The following is a 19,458-nucleotide window of genomic DNA, read 5'->3' on the forward strand; positions in this document are numbered from 1 at the left end:
CACTGTAAAAACCTAGATACTTTGTGCTTCAGAGGGAGGGATTAAATATCCCATCTGAATCCATATAAATCCAGAATGCTGAAAAAGGCTGGATTGTCCGGTTATCTGCATACCGACCGGTTGCTCCGTTGATAATAGCCGGATCATACTTTTGATGTGTTGCATTAAAGGGAAGAATACTGACCCAGGTGAAATTATCTCCGGCAGGAAGATTACAAGCGGATAGTTCAGAGTAGCCAGGCGACCCGATAAGGTTCCATCCCCCGGTTACATTTCTTGATATATTTTCATTCGCATCAAGAACAAGCGGGACCGAAACAGGTTTTTCAGAATAAACCAGGGTACCAAATAATGGATCAAGGGTTTTTTCCGGATTCTGCGGAGTCCATCCTGCATCTTTGCCCATGTATGACCAGATGGTATGACTGTCAGTATTAACTTTTGAAAAGAGTTCCCTGCATGTCTTGGCTGACTTTAAGGGAGCCGGGACAGAGATGAAATTCCAGCCGGGTGTAAGAGTCAGAGAATGGAGAGTGGTATTTTTGAGCCCGCCGTCGCGGCGTATTTCCCGGGTATTATTTACGACGGAAAACGCTTGCAGGGTCTTTTGGAGTGTCAAATCTTCAGCAGCCTGCATTGCTTTTGGAAGTGTTACCAGACCATACCCATAATAAATATCCCGGCCACATCTGCCAAGGTCAGTTGCGGAGGTCTGCATTACCTGCCTTATTTCAGGAAGAGATAACCCGGGATAGGCTTCATGGATGAGAGATGCAATTCCGGTAACTTCTGCGGCGGCAAAACTTGTCCCTCTTCCCTTGCAATAAGAGTTATCCGGGCATGCAGAGATGATGTCCTCACCCGGGGCAACAAATTCCGTATAGATACCATAATTGGAGAAATATGAAAGCCCATCTGATGGGGCGATTGATCCCACGGATATTACGTTAAAATTGTCAGAAGGATAATGAACGGAGTTTGAATCTTCATTTCCTGCGGAAGCGATAAGCAGACATCCCTTCTCTGCAGCATATGAAAGAGCACGCTCCTCTGCAAGTGATGGTTCGGTTCCTCCATATCCCATAAGAATAATCTCTGCACCATTATCTGCAGCATGACCAATGGCAAGAGCTGAACGCGAAGCTGCGATTGAATCTCCATTTATTCCAATCCGTTCAGGAATAATAGTAAGCGATGAATTCTTATGGTCTGAATTATTGCCGGCTATCATGGAAACAATACTGCATAACGCAGTGCCATGCCCGTCACTGTCTTCAGTTCTGCTATCCTGACCTATCCAGTCATAACCACCGGCAATTTTTCCGATATCCGGATGACTCCCATCCACTCCGGTATCAATTACCGCCACGTTACATGGTGAAAGATTTCGGTCAGTATCCCAAAGATGAATGCCCATCCGGCTGAATGCCCATTGATCAGGAGAACTGTTTGTTATCGTTTCATCACGGGAGATTGTCCCGGATATCCGCTCTGCATCCTGTTCTACTTCACTAACCCAAGGGCAGTTCAGGAGTTCATTGGTGATGTATTTCGTCTCATTCCGGTCAGTTTCAACGACGATAAACCCGAGTGAAGATGAACGAAGTGATAATGTGGTATTTTGAGGAAGGGAAAGATCCTCAGGAAGAGGGTCATATCCTCCCGATGAATTTGGAGCAGTGTACACCACAAGGCGCACCGGCATATCATCACTTTCTGCTCCATAAACACCCGAAGGTATAACGAAAACCAGAATTATGCCTGCTAATAAGAAGAAAAATTTACAGCATCCGCTCTTATTCAGGCATCTGCAACTATTCCCCACCATGTTGACTGCCCGAGTACTTCATCATCTGTACCACGGAGACAAAAACCCTCCTGTTTGGTATCAGACAGGAAAGAGTATTCCGGGACGGTTCATATACACCCACCATCCTTCCGCCGGATAGAGTAACCGGTTTTTAGAATATGTCCCGGATCCGCCATTGATGATTGAGGGGCGAAATGACTGGGTACTGGAATCATACACAAGTATGGTCGTCCAGGCATCAGATAGCGGAGACAGAAGTTCCCCGGCAGTAATACTTTCCCTTCCCGGAACACCTGCCGGATTCCACCCGGTATGAAGTTCTTTGAAGGTCTGGTTTACCCCTGAATTATCAAACGGAAATATCAAATCCAGCTTTTCCGGACTATAAACCCATATAACATCCATCTGCTCTAATTGTTCGAAGGGCTTGACCGGATTCCAAAGCCTCTTTTCTGCATCATACCGCCAGATACTGTGTGTATCGGTACTCATATTCTCAAATAATTGTCCGGTGGTGTTCCCTTCCTCTAAGGGATAGGGAATTGAGATCATATTCCATCCAGGATTGAGGGTGATATTCTCTGCATTCTCATAATTTCGTGGTTTGAAAGTACAAACAACAGAAGAAGCAGATACTGATGAATTTACAGAAAAATTATCGAGAGAACAGAAGTTTTCTCCTGAAGGCAGGCCATAACCGATATCCGGATTCCATTTTTTTCCGGTCTCGTTCTTCGTTGTTCCATTAATGAGTATCTCACGAATCTCATCCTCCCGAAGTGAGGGATTGGCACTCCAGATAAGAGCAGCAAGACCTGCAATATGGGGAGCTGCGGCACTTGTTCCGGTGAAAACTGCCTGCTGCATATTCCCGGTCAGGACCGTGATGTGATCCGGGGCAACAAGATCAGGTTTTTTTCTTTGTTCTGGAACCGGATACCTGATAGTAACCGGACCGATAGAAGAATAATCCTGAATTTTTAGTCTTTTTAAATCCGGAGCGACGGCACCAACGGTCAGTGCATTTGTTACCGTCTGCTGACCAAATACAGAATCTTCCGGGGTATTCGGGGAAACCTCAATAGATCGTCCTGAAAGAGGCAGGACATATATTTCAAGGAGTGCATCATCTGCTGCTGCCTGCACAACTCTGATGGAGTATTCTTTTTTAGAACTCCCATGATTTAGAAATCTGACCCATTCCATCGGATCGTCATCACCGTCCTGCAGATTGACCGAACGAGCAATCTCCCGGCCTGAATCGTCATATAAAAAGAGATCGTAATTATTGGATGATGCACCAAACCGGTCATCCCACTGAAGGATTACATGGCCGGAAATACCTGGCGGGACGGTAAAATACATGTCTTTTCCCTTTGAACCGTTAAACATCTGCCACTTGTACCCCTGGTCTTCATACCCGCTAAAAGGGGCCTGATAATGCTCCTCTGCAAAGTTTCCAGCAGCGGTTATTGAAAGAATCCGGTACGAAAGTACCCGGTCATTGATGTTCTGACTGATGTACCCGTCTTCAAAAAACGGCTCTACATAGGTAATGTCATCACAAATTATCCTGCAGCCGTGAATGATGAGTTGATCAAGAGCTTTGACATATTCTATCTGACTCTCGCCCCTGTCATGAAAGATAAGTGTTGCATTTGGTGCGATATCATGGATGATCTGCAGCATAGCGGTCCCTTCGTCCCCACCGACTTTATCAGATAAAACTTTCACAGAGGGTAATTCTCCGGCTGCTATCATATCTTCAAGACCGTCCACCCCATCCGAGATGACTCCTACACATATTCCTTCACCGGATATTCCGGTCTGGTTCCGAAGATTCCGGGTCTCCAGAATGTAATCTCCTTCGGTAGTGACTTCAGATGTCCGGGGTGGAATCTGAACCATAAGGGAGATAATATTTTCTTGCATGGCAAGTCTGGTAATATTTGATACCGATATCCATCCTCCGATTCTTCCGTAGTCAGAATCCTGTGAGGTTTCAGAAAAAAAGGATTCGATTTTGGTAAGGGGAGAAGAATCCCTGGTTTTTGCTAAAATCCGGACTTCTACCTCCTCTCCCTGTATCCTCACCTCTCCGGTTTTTTCCATCAGAGCCATTGAATCGGCCCGTGACTGACCGGGTGAGAGGTACTGGTCATCAACTAACTGGAGAAGATCTGTTGATAATTTAGTTTTCCATTCCCGGTCCCGGGTTTTAACGGAGGTACTATCAGGTGTTGCACCAGATGTTGAATCAGGCGTTGTATTATTGGTAATTATCTCAAACGATCCAGAACCTGCCGGAGGAAAAACCGGAATGATACTTCTTATCCCGTCTTTTGCCCCCAGAGCAGTAAGGTTTTCAGATGTCACCCATCCGCTGATTATATGATAGGAAGTATCTTCTGCAACCTGAGTCAGGAAAGGAAGAATATCTATAGATATCCTGCCATCTTCAAGTTCCACCATAACATGAACAGACCATATGCCGGAGTTATCTCTTTTTATCTGTCCGTTTGATTCCATTCCAAGGATGATATCCTCAGGTGACTGGCCTGCCGGACAATAACTTTTGTCAAGTAGTTGGAGAAGATCGCTTGAAAGAGTTGAGTATATCTGACTTTTTTTCTCCTCCCCGGACATAACAGGAAGAGCTGTGCTAATCGAAAGGCTCAGAAAAATCAGCAGGATAAGTATTGAATGAAGATAGAATCCCGTTCGCACCGGTACACCAGTGAGAAATTAATTTATCATGAATCTTAAGAAGCCTTTCGTCACATATACCCGTATTTTATCCTTGAACTGCAAACCTAAATGACATGGATGTTGAGGGTTATGCCCGTAAAAATCTTGCAAAAGGCAGGGCGTCCCAGGATATAATATCAGATCTTGCTGACCGGATTTTGGAAATAAAAGATACCAGTCGTGAATATGCTCTCCAGTTTGCAAAAGCGGTTCTTGTTGAAGTTCAGGCAACCTCCGGAATTACCAGTGATATTCTGACCTATCAAAAGGCCGGTGTGTCAATGGGTGCATTCGGGGTTGGTTCACGAGGGACCGGAGATTTTTTTGCTCACCGGAAAATTGCCGAAATCATCGGTAAATCCGGAGCCACCGTCGGAGTTGAGGATATGGACGACGCCGGTGTTGTGCAGGCAGGGGGACAGTTTATCGTCTGTACTGTGGACGGGATGCATTCAAGGCTTTCAGATTTTCCATTTCTTGCAGGTTTTCATGTAACCCGTGCCACACTTCGGGATTGTTATGTTATGGGCGCAAAGCCAGTGATGCTTTTTTCGGATATCCATGTTGCTGATGACGGGGATGTCGCGAAAATTTTTGATTATACCGCCGGAGTCACGACGGTTGGTGAACTCACCAATGTTCCCCTGGTGAGCGGCTCTACTCTCCGGATTGGTGGAGATATGGTCATTGGAGAAAGGATGACCGGGTGTGTCGGAACAGTCGGTGTGGCAGACCATATTACCGCTCGACGACAAGCTGCACCGGGAGATTTGCTTTTAATGACTGAAGGAGCAGGAGGAGGAACCATTGCAACAACTGCTCTTTATTATGGATATCATGATGTCGTTGACAGGACCATCAACCTGACTTTCCTTCGGGCCGCAGACGCACTTATCTCAAGCGACCTTTTGAATTCCATTCATGCCATGACAGATGTGACGAACGGGGGTCTTCGTGGAGATGTTCATGAAATGGCAAAAACGGCAAATCTCCGGTTTGTTGTAGAAGAAAAGGATGTGAGCAGTCTTGTTGATCCACAAGTCTTCCGGATGCTGATGGAACTTGAGATTGACCCGCTCGGAGTTTCTCTTGATTCTCTGTTAATCATCGCTCCTCCAAAAACCATTGCAGCGGTACAAAATTTACTTTCCGGAATCGGTGTAAAATCAATCGTAGTCGGGAGGGTTGAAAATGGAAACCCGGAGCCGGTTCTTATCCGGAACGGATTAGAAGAGCCATTTAACCCACGGTTCAGGGAAGCTGCATACACACCACTTAAAAAACTGGTCGAAAAAGAACAGGCAGATTTTGAGATGATGAAAAAAGCAGTTAACCTGGCCGCTGAAGCAGCAATTGCAAAAAAACAGAGAGTAATAAAGAGATTGTCATGATGATTTTTTCGGGATTACAATAAAAATCTTTTTTTGCCTTTGTGATTCTCCATCGATGTCAGCTATTTTCAGGTCAAAACGATTATTATATCATGAAGTAAGAGAATAGCAAATCACTTCCCGGGTGAGCCATGAAGCTTCAAAAAATATCAATAATGATATTTATCTCACTCCTTGCCCTTTTTTTATTCTTCGTCAGTTCCTTTTTTTCAACCATCATTCTCTCCAGTTACCAGAACCTGGAAGAAAAATACCTGGAAAATCAACTTGAAGAGGTTGTTAATAAGATAAATGATGATTTTTTCTCTCTTTCATGCACGGTATCTGACTGGGGTTACTGGAATGATACGGTTGATTTTGTGAAAGGGAATAATCCGGATTATATCTTTGATAATCTCGAAGAGGATACTTTTGACAACCTGTACCTGAATCTCATGGTTTTTATCAATAAAGATGGAGAAATAATCTATTCCGGATCATATGATCTTCAAAAGAAGATGATGACAGAGGTTCCATCTCTTTTTACGAAAAACTTTGATTTACAAAACCCGCTCATGAACATCACTGAATCTGGAAAAAAGGTTCAGGGTTTTGTATTGCTCCCTGAATCACCCCTTATGGTTGTATCACAACCCATCATGTATTCTGATCTTTCAGGGGATGTAGAGGGCATAGTCATCTTTGGAAAATATTTGAACCAGCAGGAGATTGCCAGGCTTGGAATCCTCACAAAATCCAATTTAACTTTTTACAAAACCGAAGATATCTCATTGCCACGAGATATGATATCAGACATTAGAAAGAATTCCAATAAGGGAAGAGGATTCATAAAACCTGTAAATCAGGAAATAATTTCAGCATATTATTCATTTCAGGATATTTTCGGAGAAGATGCCCTGATTCTTCAGGTTACCAGAACACGGGATATTTTTCACCAGGGCATAGATACGACCATCAAGGTTATCGGCATTATCTTAATTGGCGGATTATTACTGGGACTTACCTTCATTTTTATGCTCAATCAAAAAATTCTGAAAAGAATCAGTTCAATTGCTTTTCAGGTTCATGAAATTGGCAGGGCAGGAAGTTCATCTGATCTGGTAAAAATATCAGGCGATGACGAATTATCCAGCCTTGCCAGTGAGATTAACCGGATGCTTAAAACCATCAATCAGACCCAGACTAAACTTAGGGAGAGCGAACAGCAATTTCGCGATCTTGTTGAGAGTATTCCCGATTATATCATCGTATATGATGAAAATGATGAAATTCTCTATATCAATCCGGCAGCGGCAAATGTCATCGGGCATGATGCCGAATCTATAATAGGAAAGCCCGTTTATCAGTTGGTGGGACATGAATATCATGAGATTATAAAAGCCAGACTTGATGCCCGCCAGAGAGGAGACATAGTCCCGCCATATGAAATTGAGATTGTAACAGGAGAAGGAATCACCAGAACTGTCATTATAAAGGGAAGAAATGTCACATATAATAATAATCCAGCTATTTTTCTCCTGTTGATAGATATTACCGAACGAAAGGAATACGAAACAGAAAGAGAACATTACGCACAAGAACTTTTGAGATATTCAACTTCATTAAAACAGGCTAACCGGCAGGTGAACCTTCTTTCAAGTATTACACGACATGATATTTTAAACGAGGTCAATATCGGTCTTTTGTACCTTGATATCCTGGAGATGAATTGTCAGGATCCTATATTCAAAGAGAAACTACAGGAAATTGATTCAGTTATCAAATCTATTCAAAAACAGATAGAATTTACCAGGATCTATGAAGGACTGGGGATTCATGAACCAATATGGCAGAGTCTTGAAAAGGTAGTTTCTCATTTACACCCACCGGAAACTATTACCATTCATGCAGATACGGATGATTTTGTAATTTTTGCCGACCAGATGTTTGAAAAGGTGTTTTTCAATCTCCTGGATAATTCTATCAGACATGGAGAACATGTATCTGACATCCACATTTATGCCAGAGAAGAAAATGATCTTTTGTTCATATATTTCGAAGATAACGGAACTGGTGTTCCTTCTGATGAAAAAGAATTGATATTCAAAAGAGGGTTTGGTAAGAATACCGGTTTTGGAATGTTTCTGGTCAGGGAAATCCTTTCTCTCACCGGAATTTCTATCAGAGAAACTGGGACTCATAACATCGGAGCGAGGTTTGAAATTGTTGTCCCAAAAGGAGCATACCGGAAAGAAGAGAAATAATCAGGATTTAAAAAAACCGGAAAATTCTTCCATTGTTCCTTTTTTTAAGAGATAACATAAATTTTTTCAACATTGAATCCGAAATGAGGGACCTCAAATAGAATGCTGATCATATCAAAAAATCAGAGTTTCATCTCTTGAACAAAGATTTTCGATAAGTCCGCTTTTATCAATATAATTTCTACAATTTTTATTCTAATAAATGAATTAACAGATTTTAATGATCAACATTAGAAAACCATGAAAAAATTTAATATAGAGATCTCGCCTAATAATAAAGGACTGCCTAAAACTGAATTTTATTAACCTTGATACAATAGTCTCAAAAAAATATAATTTTTTAATATGATAAGACCAGACCCCCTTTTTAATAATCGCCAGATATCTCTCCTCTACGTAGATGATGAAGAGGATCTTCTATCATTAGGAAAAGCGTTTCTTGAACGAACCGGTGAATTCAGAGTAGATATTTTAAATTCTGCATTACAGGCCATCAATTCTTCAAAGATACCAACCTATGACGCCATCATTTCGGATTTTCAAATGCCGGAAATGGATGGTATTCAGTTTCTAAAAGCAGTTCGGGAGAAGTTTGGTGATGTCCCATTTATTCTTTTTACCGGACGGGGTAGAGAGGAAGTTGTTATTGAAGCAATTAATAATGGGGCAGATTTTTACCTGCAAAAAGGGGGAGATCCTAAATCCCTCTTTGCGGAATTATCCCATAAAGTAATTCAGGCTGTTCGCAGTAAAACGATAGAGAGTTCACTTCGAGAATCTAATAAACGCCTTCTTGATTTTATCAATTTTTTACCAGATGCAACATTTGCAATAAACCGGTCCGGAGAGGTGATTGCCTGGAATCGGGCAATTGAAGAGATGACCGGTGTTTCTTCACAAGAGATGCTGGGAAAGGGTAACTATGAATATTCTATCCCTTTTTACGGATACAGACGTCCGATTCTGATTGACCTGATTGAAGAACCTGATGAAAAAATTTCAGAATTTTATACCAAAGGATCCCGGATCGGAGAATCAGTAATTGGAGAATCAAACCTGCCCCATCCAAAAGGGACCAGTATTTACGTGCTTGCAAAAGCCTGCCGGTTTTTTAATGAAGAAGGAGAAAATATCGGTGCGATTGAATCAATCAGGGACATTACCGAATTTAAAAAATCAGAATTAAAAATCAGAGAGAGCGAGGAACGGTTCAGGACAATGGCAGATCGCTCCTTTGATGTGACCTTAATTCTGAATGCAGAGATGAAACCTACATACATTTCTCCTGCCGTGGAGAGTGTAATCGGATATAAACCCGAAGAACTCCTGGGAAAATCTTATTCCGATGTATTAGACACGGTTTTTTCTCCATGCAGAGAAGATTTCCTGAGCACAATCCAAAAAATAATGAAAGGAGAAATAATAGAAGATACTGAGTTTCAGATATGCAGAAAAGATGGAAGTCTCCTGTATGTCAATCATTATGCTGTTCCTATCATTAAAGACGGTGTATTTTCCGGTGCTCAGGCATCACTTCGGGTGGTTGCCAGCAGAAAAGCAATTGAAAAGGCACTAAAAGAGACTGAAGGAAAATTCAGGGCTCTCATTGATCAATCCCTGGATGGAATTATCATTATCGATTTTTCCGGAAATGTTCTCTTTGTAAACCCACGTATCGGTGAAATAATCGGGCATCCGGATATAGAAGCCCTTGTTGGCACATCAAATGTTCTCTCATTCATCCTTCCAGAATTTCATGATCAGGTCATATACGATTTCAACCAGGTTAAAAATGGAACCGACAGTTATCTTGTAAATTACCAGGTGAAGACCTGTGATAACCGGACAATCTGGATTGACTGTGCAGGAAAGAAAATTACCTATGGCGGTATTCCTTCAATGCTTGTGTCAATTCATGATGTTACCGACCGAAAAGAAGCCATAGATGCCCTTCATGAATCTGATTTGACCTTACGGAATATTTTCAAAGACAGCCCTATTGCAATTACACTGGTTTCAGCAACTGACGGAAAATTCATCCAGATAAATGATGCATTTTTGAAAAACACCGGATATTCCCGTGAGATGATCATCGGGAAAAATGCTGAAGAAATAGGCATCTTTCCAGATATATTACGATATCGGGAGATGGTAACTTCGTATAAGAATAATACCCAGGTATCTGGTTTTGAAATCCCCTGTAAAATTGCATCCGGAGAGGAAAGGACATGTCTTTTTTCTTCCTCTCTTATCGTTGTAAAGGGAAATCCATATATATTAACGTTCATTGAGGACATTACTGAACAAAAACAGGCGGAATTCTTCCACCAGGCAATTATTAAAAGTTATGGGATTGTGGATGAACATAAATCTCTTAACGCAATTATTGAAACTCTCAGTGCATATCTAAAGGCCGACGGAGTCCTTATTGGAGAAGTACTACCGGATAATGAAACCGTCCGGATTATATCATCCATCCTGGACGGAGAAAATATTACTGACACCTATTATAACATAAAGGGAACTCCCTGCGAACACGTCATTAAAAACGGATTTTCCCTCTATCCGGATAATATTTCCAATCTCTTTCCGGATGCTAAAAATTTATCAGACCTTCAGATACAGGGATACATCGGAGCTCCTCTTCCCAATTCAGAGGGAAAAGTTATTGGAATACTCTGCATACTCTTTCGTCATCCCTTCCAGGTATCTGAAACATTTCAGGAGATACTGGAGATTATCGCGGTCAGATTAGCGGTGGATATTGAGAGGATTCATATCGAACAGACACTCCGGAAAAACCAGGCGGTACTGTCCGAAGCAATGAATCTGGCCAAACTCGCGAAATGGGAGTATGATGTTGATACCGGGCTTTTTTTGTTTAATGAAAATTTCTATCAGTTATATGGAACGACATCTGAACGTGAAGGAGGAAATCTTATGTCTGCAGAAAAATATGCGAAAGATTTTCTTCACCCTGCAGATTTATCCCTGGTTTCACAAGAGATATACAAGGCAATAGAAGCGAAAGACCCTGGGTACACATCACATTTAGAACACCGGATTATCCGACGAGATGGAGAAGTCCGATATATTTCAGTAAGAATAGCAATTATCAAAGATAAATCCGGCAGAACGATTAAAACTCATGGAGTAAATCAGGATATAACCGAACGAAGAAAATCAGAAGAGGCAATCAGAAAGGCGAATAACCAATTAAACCTGCTCTCCTCCATCACCCGGCATGACATCCTTAATAAGATTACAGGGATTCGTGGATACCTGGCAGTTATGGAAATGGAAAATAGCGATCAAAAACTCAATGAATACCTTCACCGGACAAGAACAGCAACTGATGTTATCCAGTCACATATTGAATTTACGAGAGTGTACCAGAAAATCGGATCACATGAGCCACAATGGATAGATTTGCAATCAGTCATGCCGAGTGCTCATCTCCCTGAATCCATATCAATGATACTGGATATTCGCCACGTCATACTCTATGCAGATCCTTTACTTGAAAGGGTGTTTTTTAACCTTCTGGATAATTCAATCAGGCATGGTAAGCATACAACAACAATTCATGTCTCCGGGTTTAAGGCTGATTCCGGTTTTACGGTGTTATGGGAAGATGATGGAATCGGAATAGAAGATACTGAAAAGGAGAAGATATTTGAGAGAGGATATGGCCAGAATACCGGTCTTGGTATGTTTCTTGTCCGTGAAATCCTCTCTCTTACCGATATAACAATCAAAGAGACAGGAGTATTTCAAAAAGGAGCCAGGTTTGAAATCACGGTCCCGAAGGGATCATACCAGATAGTAAATTCAGACGGTAATCGAATAAACTCATAAACTCTTGTTGATCATTTGTGCGGAAAAAATGTAGATAGAGATTGTTCTATTGATTCAGAACATAATCCAGTGCTTCCTGAACCCCTTCACATCCGGGAGTTATCTGAAGAGCATGAGTATATGCCGAAATTGCTGCCTGATTGTCACCGTTGGCATAATAACTGTCTCCCATGTACTTATAGTATGTACACCGTTCAGGCCAGATAGAAATTGCATCTTCAAAAGCCAGGACTGCTTCATCATATCTTCCGAGTTCATAGAGAGATAATCCCTTATTTGCATATGGGAGCACGTACCATGGAGTTACTTTAATCGCCTGGTTGTAAGCAGTTATTGCCTCTTCAAACCTGCCAAGACCGTGTAAGGCTACTCCTTTATTATTCCAGGCAGTGCCAAACATCTCATCTACCATAATTGCGAGTTCTGCTTTTTCGAGAGCAATTTGCCATTGACCAAGCTTATTTGCTTCGAATGATTCATCATCATAACCGGTTGCTTCATCAGATTTGCTTTCCGGCACAATCGAAGGTGTTGTGGTATCAATCGCATAAAAACCAGCAGTTGCAATTCCAGAAATACAGAGTAGCACAATAATTGCCAAAAAAATTTCCTTTATACTTCCCATAATAATTGATAATTATAATAGTAAATATATATAGTTTTTCACAAAAAATTTATTAGGTTTCAAATAATTTTCAATCTCCATTATCAATACATTCCACGCATTTTAAAGATTAATTAGATCTTATTTATTATAGGGCAAGAGAAATGATTATTAATGAGATATCCGATGTTTGGTTTATCAAAAATTTGACAATAATGAGAATATAGGATTATTTTCGAATAATTACGCATAATTTTTAATCGATTTCAAATCATATATATCAATAGAACCGTAAACACAAATAAATCTGCATTAAAGGGCAAAAACCGGTATTTGTTTGAATATAATCAATACATCATAATGTTAAAAAATAAGAACACCAATATATAAAATTATTGATAAACTAACACTTATTATCCATAACAGTAATTCTATTTTATGCAGAAAAATTCTGTTAAGATTTTTTTCCTGGTTATTGTATTTAGCTGTATGGTCATATTGACTGTCCATGCCGATGTAACCGTGAACGGACACACATACCAATGGGCTAACTGGAATGGCGGAGGAGTCATGAATGGTCCACCATCAAATGATGTTGAGTTTTCAGTAGATGAGATGGTGACGGTCACATACCTGGACTCTTACCATTACAACAATGGTAAGGGAGTTTCATCACCCGGAACGCTTACTCTGATTGATGATAATGGAAACAGTTATGGACCTTACCAGATGGAGAGTATTGAAAATAATAACGTAATATGGCATCTGGCCTTAGACGAGGGTGAAGTAGTATTACCATCCGGAACTTACACCGTTGAAAACTCTGATCCTGATACCTGGTCTAATAATGCTGATTCTGATTATGCAGGTTTCTTTGGTATCAACTGGAAAGCCTATGATTCAGGAGCCAGCGGTGATAACGAGGTTAGTGAGGGAATATCTGGAAAATGGATATCAGAGCTTGCAGGAGATATGGAATTTGTTCAGAAGGGGAATACGGTAACTGGTACTTATGGAGCAGATAATGGGAGATTATCAGGAACATTAAATGCTTATAATCAATTGAAAGGAACATGGGCAGAAGCTCCGACATACGCTGGCGATAAGGATTCCGGAAGCTTTACTTTCTCATTTTCTGACGATTTTACCTCATTTCATGGTACATATAACTATGGTACAGCTCCGGGATTTGCGGGTGAATGGTTCGGAAAAAAGGTCTAATCAACCACAAATTTTAAACTCTTTTTTTGGATATAATTTATCATAACCCTGATTAGTCAAAATAATCCACTCATACAGGATATTTTTCACATGTGATCGGATTCTGGATTCCAAAATCTCCTTAATAAAAACATATCAGGATCAAAGGAACATATGATTACTCATGGCAGAAATTTCTCTTACCCCCGTAGCAAGAGGTGAGACGGATATTTATATCGAGCCTTCCATGGCAAATCGTCATGGACTTATAGCAGGAGCAACCGGAACCGGAAAGACCGTAACGCTCCGGGTTTTAGTCGAGCAATTTAGCTCAATGGGTGTTCCGGTATTCCTCCCGGATATCAAGGGTGATCTCTCCGGACTATGTAAACCCGGAGGAGGGAACAAGAAGATAGAGGAACGTGCCACTCTTCTGGGAATTTCCCCATTGAATTATGAAGGCTGTCCGGTCAGGTTCTGGGATTTGTATGGAAAAGAAGGTCACCCGGTCAGGACTACCATATCAGAAATGGGGCCTTTACTCCTTGCCCGGATCCTTGATTTGAACGAGACCCAGACAGGTATTCTCTCCATGCTCTTCCGGTATGCAGATGATAACCGCCTCCTCCTTATCGATATTGCAGACCTTATCTCCCTCATTACCTTTGCATTAGAAAATACGGCTGAAATAAAAGGAAAATACGGCAATATGACGCCCTCATCCCTCGGAGCAATCCAGAGAGCAGTCCTCACCCTGGAGGAACAGGGGGCAGACCTGTTTTTTGGAGAACCCTCCCTGGTTCTTCAGGACATCATGGAGATCCAGGATGGAAAGGGCACAATCAGCCTTCTTTCAGCCGGAGCATTGATGAAATATCCAAAAATCTATTCAACATTCCTATTGTGGCTTCTTTCCGAGCTGTATGAGGATCTGCCTGAAGTAGGAGATCTGGTAAAACCGAAGTTTCTACTCTTCTTTGATGAAGCCCACCTGCTCTTTTCTGACACCCCAAAAGCACTTGAAGAAAAAATTATCCAGATTGTACGGCTCATCCGATCAAAAGGAGTTGGAGTTTATTTCATCACCCAGAACCCGGCAGATATCCCTGACGATGTCCTTGGACAACTGGGGAACCGAATCCAGCATGCTCTCCGGGCAACCACCCCGAAAGAGATGAAAGCAGTCAAAACCGCTGCAAAATCTTTCAGGCAGAATCCCAAAATAGACACAGAAAAGGTCATCACAGAACTTGGAATAGGAGAAGCACTTGTTTCAGTTCTTGATAAGGGAGGAGTTCCAACTCCGGTTGAGCGTAGCTTTGTATATCCACCTCGAAGCAGCCTTGTTCCTCTCACCGAACCGGAGCAGGAAGCAATAATTAACAAATCAACAATATTCGGAAGATACGAAGAGCAGATAAACCGGCACTCAGCAGCGGAAGAACTCTTAAAACGTGAACAGGAAAAACCTGCTGAAAATGCCGCGGAAAAACAGCCTGCACGGTCGACGGAGAGAACCACAAGCAGACCAAGAACAACATCACGGTCATCCAGGAAGACAAAGGATGTTGGTGATGTTATCGGGACCATCGCCGTCCGGACCGCAACCAATGTCGGAACGCAGATAGGAAAAGAGATTATCAGGGGAATGCTTGGTTCCTGGCTGAAAGGAAAATAGATCCCCTAATTTTCCGGAAATACTGTTTTTACCAGGTTTTGAACATCCAACAGCCAATCCTTCCGCTTTTTTTCGTCACTCATCACCACTACCCGGTAGATCCTCCGATGAACATCGGTAACTCCACACAGGCCAAATACGCAATCCCTCCAGATTCGGTCAAGTGGATCTCCGAATACCAACTCTTCTCTTTCCTCCGGAGTATTGGCAGTGTTGAAAACTATTGCCGATTTAGCAGGTAATAGTCCAACCGGAACCCCTTCTCCATTGTCTCCTTCGATGAACCGGTACGCAACACCAGGCCTTATAACCCGGTCAATCCATCCTTTCAGTATCGCCGGAGGCTGACCCCACCAGTTCGGGTGGACAATAATAATTCCGTCTGCCCGGGAAATTTCTTCGCAATGTTTTATAATCTCCGGATCTCTCAGTCCATCCCGGGATATTTCATTCGCGGGAAGAATGGGATTAAACTCTTCTTTGTAGAGATCATGAAATATCACTTCATGCCCGGCATTTTTTAGCGTATCAAGAGCAGTCATGGCTATTGCGTGGTTTAAACTTCCCTTTTCAGGGTGTGCCAGAATAATTGATATTACCATGCCCATTCTGATTGGACGGAAGAGTTATCCGGTTTCCGGATACCGGTAAACCTCTGGTTATTCATCTGAACACTTTTATCCGGAAACGTTAATACCATTAAATATGACAACAAAGCCCTTTGCCTTGTGTGTTAATCTTGTCCTTTTTGACCAGCACGGACATGTCCTGGTACTTAAACGATCATCGTCATGTAAAACAAATGCTTCAAAATGGGAACTTCCCGGAGGGAAGATCGAAGCAGGAGAGAGTTTTGATAAAGCTCTTGAGCGTGAAATATTAGAAGAGACCGGATTTACCGTTGCTATTCACACCGCTGCAGGAACAGCCATGCAGGAGACAGAAGAAAACAGAATTGTTCACCTGGTTATGATTGGAACAATTCTCTCCGGAGGTCTTTCTATTAGCAAAGAACATGATGAATGCAAATGGGCTGATATAATGGAGATACAGGGCCTTGATAAAGCAGACTGGTTTGATGAGTATGCCCGGATATTTATGAGCGGAATACCAGGTCCGGAGAGCGAATAAGACTGGCATGATTATATAACAGAATACAACAAAACGGAAAGAGAAACCACATGAAATTTTTGAACATTCAGACAATAATGGCTATAATGGCCTTCATTATATGTGCTGGCCTTATTGCCCCGGCATCGGCGTTTGATTCCCGGTCAGGAGATAACATCGTTATTGATGAACCAATTGATGACGATCTTATCGCATCAGGCGGCTCTATGATCGTGAATGCGCCAGTAAAGAGCATTACCTGGGCTGGCGGGACCCTTATCGTGAATGAACCAGTTGAGACAAATCTCATCGCCGCCGGAGGGACTATTCAGGTAAATGCCCCTGTTGGAACCGACCTTGTTGCATGCGGAGGCAACATTGATGTAAACAGTGATGTCGGCGGAAAAATACTCGCCATCGGAGGAACCGTCACCGTCTCCGGGAATGCAGAAAATGTTGCTGCATCAGGTGGCACTGTAATCCTCGGGAAAAATGCGGTAATATCTAAAGATGTCATCATCGGATCATCCGGATATACAACTCAGGGAACAATTCACGGAAACCTGACCATTGAGAATGAGGATGAATCCTCAATTGACATGCAGGAATTCGGGAATATGGTCAGCTCTATCGTTACCATTACAATGCTCATCTGTACTTTTGGCTTTTTAATACTGGGAATCATCCTTGTCAAAATTTGTCCGGATCTTTTCAACTCAATACTCCGGACAGGAACAGAAAAAACATTGCTATCCCTTGTTGCCGGAATCGCAGGACTCGTTCTCGGATTTATTCTCTTTGTTATCCTGCTTATCACGATAATCGGCATCCCTCTCGCATGCTTCTTATTCCTGCTCATCATTCTCGGACTGTTTCTTTCAACCATCGTCTCGGGTGCAATTCTCGGCTCCTGGATCTTTCAGATGGCTAAAAAAGATATGGGCCTGATCATTGGATTTGTGGTTGGATTCATCGTCCTCAATATCCTCTTTTTTATCCCGTTCATCGGGTTTATCTTCTGGATTATTGCGGTATTTTTAGGTTTTGGAACACTTATCCTGACCTTTTATGATGCTTATTCAAGCTCATAAATCACTTTTTTTGCCGTTTATTTCAAGTAGTACCAGGTACATTATCCTTAATAAGCAGGGAATCCGGATATGACTGAACTTATCGGGACCGAAGGAGGACTCCTCTTTATGGGGGCAATTATTCTATTCGGCAGTATTCTCATGTATATTGTCACCGGTAGACCCAGGCTTCGGTTTCTCATCCTGCTCGATCTCAGTCTTACCTTCTGGATTGCCAGTTATTCGATGAATCTTCTCACTTCCGGACCACAAATGACCGGAGTATGGCAGATTATCAGCCTTATGGGGATGACACTGGTATTGTTCTCTTTTGCTGCAGCTTTTGTGGATTATATGAAAGATGGCAATCGCTATTGAAAATGTAACCATATCCAAAATAAATTTGATTTTTTTTCAAAGATCAGAAAAACTGATATCAGAAACATGCTGAAATAACACCTATGCTTCTTCTTATGACAGTCGGAACAGGCATTGGAACAAGTCATGAAGATGCCCTGGTAAAACTTGTCAGAACCTTAACCTATGCAATAACCTCATATCAACCGGAATCCATCATCTTTTTTTGTTCAGAGGAGAGTAAACCGGTCATTGACCAGATTCTTTCCACTCTGAATTCAGGAACGGAAAAAAAACCACCAGTCAGTTCGATTTGTATGATCCCGGATCCATCGGATTTTTCCGGGTGCTTTGAACTTATCTATGGGATTGCTACCCTGTATCGTGACGAAGAGGTTGTTATCGAAGCATCATCCGGTACACGGGAGATGATTATGGCTGCAGAAATAGTCTCGTTCCTGACAAGAAACCCGGTTTCTCATGTTACCGGAGAAAAATCCGGAGGTATGGTTATTCCAGGAACGGAAAAGGTCAAGGAGATGCAACTCTTTGCCGCATATGACCGCCTCCAGCTCCATAGAGCGATTGAAGCTTTTAATACATGTCATTTTGGCAGTTCACTCCGCCTTCTCGAAGGGGTCAGCAGTATTCCGGAAAGGGACATGTATTATGCACTCTTTAACGGGTACTGGCACTGGGATAAGATGGATTATGAAAAGGCCTACCAGTACCTGAAACACATCCCTGATCTGGATCTGCTTATTCCCTTAAACCGAGAGTTTTTAAAACGTCTTCTTGAATTGGATAGCCTTGATGATACTCTTCTGAACCGGAAAGAGCGGTATAAAGTCAGGCAGCAAAAGTATACCTATATACTCATTGATCTGCTCCATAATGCAAAACGCCGGGTTGACGGAGAACGGTATGATGACGGACTTGCTCGGCTCTACCGGGTGGTTGAACTGATTTCACAGGTTCTTCTGCTCAATTATGGGATTGATGATAATGAAGAGAAGATACGATTTGTAGATTTGAAGAAAAAGTTAAAAAAACAGGATATCTCTTCATATGCCAGAAGGGCTGATAGGAACGGGATTATCCGCATTGGTCTTCGGGCAAAATTTTCTCTCCTTGAAGATCTCGGGCTGCACGGAGCAGATGAGTGGTATAACATCCTCCAGGACTATATCATGATCAGAAATGATTCCATCCTTGCCCATGGATTAACACCAGTCCCTGGTGATATTGCAGTTACCATGTGGGAAACGGTGCGAAAAGTCATCACCGAGGCTTGCAATGGATGTGGTCAGGACCTTGAAGAACTCTACCGGTCATCTGAATTTCCAATTTTATAGATCTGCGATAGTTTTTTCCTGATTTAACCTGACA

13 protein-coding genes are annotated in these 19,458 nt (G+C 42.0%); 9 read left to right on the plus strand and 4 right to left on the minus strand.

Going from position 1 to position 19,458, the window contains the following annotated elements:
• Positions 1-28: 28 nt before the first annotated feature.
• Complete coding sequence (locus tag DLD82_RS07760) at positions 29-1,828, minus strand: S8 family peptidase (RefSeq protein WP_109940544.1); 1,800 nt, start codon at positions 1,826-1,828, stop codon at positions 29-31.
• A 60-nt stretch (positions 1,829-1,888) separates the two neighbouring features.
• Positions 1,889-4,537 (minus strand): S8 family peptidase, encoded by a 2,649-nt coding sequence (locus DLD82_RS07765; RefSeq protein WP_109940545.1) that lies wholly within the window; start codon positions 4,535-4,537, stop codon positions 1,889-1,891.
• Between the two features lie 95 nt (positions 4,538-4,632).
• On the opposite strand from DLD82_RS07765, the gene DLD82_RS07770 reads away from it, so the two are divergent.
• The 3 genes from DLD82_RS07770 (at position 4,633) to DLD82_RS07780 (ending at position 12,050) form a co-directional block, all read left to right on the plus strand.
• Positions 4,633-5,949 carry an AIR synthase-related protein gene (locus DLD82_RS07770; RefSeq protein WP_109940546.1) on the plus strand — a complete coding sequence of 439 codons (1,317 nt, stop codon included), beginning with the start codon at positions 4,633-4,635 and terminating at the stop codon, positions 5,947-5,949.
• Between the two features lie 131 nt (positions 5,950-6,080).
• A complete protein-coding gene (locus DLD82_RS07775) occupies positions 6,081-8,192 on the plus strand; it encodes a CHASE4 domain-containing protein (RefSeq protein ID WP_109940547.1) in 2,112 nt (703 codons plus the stop codon).
• Positions 8,193-8,537: 345 nt separating this feature from the next.
• Positions 8,538-12,050 carry a PAS domain S-box protein gene (locus tag DLD82_RS07780; RefSeq protein ID WP_109940548.1) on the plus strand — a complete coding sequence of 1,171 codons (3,513 nt, stop codon included), beginning with the start codon at positions 8,538-8,540 and terminating at the stop codon, positions 12,048-12,050.
• A gap of 46 nt (positions 12,051-12,096) precedes the next feature.
• Here DLD82_RS07780 and DLD82_RS07785 read toward each other — a convergent pair whose 3' ends face one another.
• A complete protein-coding gene (locus DLD82_RS07785; RefSeq protein ID WP_109940549.1) occupies positions 12,097-12,675 on the minus strand; it encodes a tetratricopeptide repeat protein in 579 nt (192 codons plus the stop codon).
• A gap of 417 nt (positions 12,676-13,092) precedes the next feature.
• Here DLD82_RS07785 and DLD82_RS07790 point away from each other — a divergent pair, with 417 nt between their 5' ends.
• Together DLD82_RS07790 and DLD82_RS07795 are read left to right on the plus strand one after the other, a co-directional pair.
• Positions 13,093-13,875 (plus strand): hypothetical protein, encoded by a 783-nt coding sequence (locus DLD82_RS07790; protein ID WP_219968314.1) that lies wholly within the window; start codon positions 13,093-13,095, stop codon positions 13,873-13,875.
• A 163-nt stretch (positions 13,876-14,038) separates the two neighbouring features.
• On the plus strand, positions 14,039-15,532 hold the full coding sequence (locus DLD82_RS07795; protein WP_109940551.1) for a helicase HerA-like domain-containing protein: 1,494 nt from the start codon (positions 14,039-14,041) through the stop codon (positions 15,530-15,532).
• 5 nt (positions 15,533-15,537) lie between these two features.
• Here DLD82_RS07795 and DLD82_RS07800 read toward each other — a convergent pair whose 3' ends face one another.
• Positions 15,538-16,134 (minus strand): NAD(P)H-dependent oxidoreductase, encoded by a 597-nt coding sequence (locus DLD82_RS07800; protein WP_109940552.1) that lies wholly within the window; start codon positions 16,132-16,134, stop codon positions 15,538-15,540.
• Between the two features lie 103 nt (positions 16,135-16,237).
• Between DLD82_RS07800 and DLD82_RS07805 the strand changes: the two genes are divergently transcribed.
• The 4 genes from DLD82_RS07805 to DLD82_RS07820 all read left to right on the plus strand — a co-directional run bounded on the left by DLD82_RS07805 (position 16,238) and on the right by DLD82_RS07820 (position 19,424).
• Positions 16,238-16,663 carry an NUDIX domain-containing protein gene (locus DLD82_RS07805; RefSeq protein ID WP_109940553.1) on the plus strand — a complete coding sequence of 142 codons (426 nt, stop codon included), beginning with the start codon at positions 16,238-16,240 and terminating at the stop codon, positions 16,661-16,663.
• A gap of 77 nt (positions 16,664-16,740) precedes the next feature.
• A complete protein-coding gene (locus DLD82_RS07810) occupies positions 16,741-17,733 on the plus strand; it encodes a hypothetical protein (protein ID WP_219968315.1) in 993 nt (330 codons plus the stop codon).
• A gap of 69 nt (positions 17,734-17,802) precedes the next feature.
• Complete coding sequence (locus tag DLD82_RS07815; protein ID WP_109940555.1) at positions 17,803-18,090, plus strand: hypothetical protein; 288 nt, start codon at positions 17,803-17,805, stop codon at positions 18,088-18,090.
• Between the two features lie 83 nt (positions 18,091-18,173).
• Positions 18,174-19,424, plus strand: coding sequence for a TIGR02710 family CRISPR-associated CARF protein (locus DLD82_RS07820; RefSeq protein ID WP_109940556.1), 1,251 nt, complete (start codon positions 18,174-18,176; stop codon positions 19,422-19,424).
• The last annotated feature ends 34 nt before the right edge of the window (positions 19,425-19,458 follow it).

This window comes from Methanospirillum stamsii (assembly GCF_003173335.1).
Lineage (GTDB): Archaea > Halobacteriota > Methanomicrobia > Methanomicrobiales > Methanospirillaceae > Methanospirillum > Methanospirillum stamsii.

Coding starts and splice junctions, on each gene's coding strand:
- DLD82_RS07805 (WP_109940553.1), top strand. CDS start 16,238: ATGACAACAAAGCCCTTTGCCTTGTGTGTTAATCTTGTCCTTTTTGAC.
- DLD82_RS07780 (WP_109940548.1), top strand. CDS start 8,538: ATGATAAGACCAGACCCCCTTTTTAATAATCGCCAGATATCTCTCCTC.
- DLD82_RS07775 (WP_109940547.1), top strand. CDS start 6,081: ATGAAGCTTCAAAAAATATCAATAATGATATTTATCTCACTCCTTGCC.
- DLD82_RS07810 (WP_219968315.1), top strand. CDS start 16,741: ATGGCTATAATGGCCTTCATTATATGTGCTGGCCTTATTGCCCCGGCA.
- DLD82_RS07795 (WP_109940551.1), top strand. CDS start 14,039: ATGGCAGAAATTTCTCTTACCCCCGTAGCAAGAGGTGAGACGGATATT.
- DLD82_RS07815 (WP_109940555.1), top strand. CDS start 17,803: ATGACTGAACTTATCGGGACCGAAGGAGGACTCCTCTTTATGGGGGCA.
- DLD82_RS07760 (WP_109940544.1), bottom strand. CDS start 1,828: ATGGTGGGGAATAGTTGCAGATGCCTGAATAAGAGCGGATGCTGTAAA.
- DLD82_RS07785 (WP_109940549.1), bottom strand. CDS start 12,675: ATGGGAAGTATAAAGGAAATTTTTTTGGCAATTATTGTGCTACTCTGT.
- DLD82_RS07790 (WP_219968314.1), top strand. CDS start 13,093: ATGCAGAAAAATTCTGTTAAGATTTTTTTCCTGGTTATTGTATTTAGC.
- DLD82_RS07770 (WP_109940546.1), top strand. CDS start 4,633: ATGGATGTTGAGGGTTATGCCCGTAAAAATCTTGCAAAAGGCAGGGCG.
- DLD82_RS07800 (WP_109940552.1), bottom strand. CDS start 16,134: ATGGTAATATCAATTATTCTGGCACACCCTGAAAAGGGAAGTTTAAAC.
- DLD82_RS07820 (WP_109940556.1), top strand. CDS start 18,174: ATGCTTCTTCTTATGACAGTCGGAACAGGCATTGGAACAAGTCATGAA.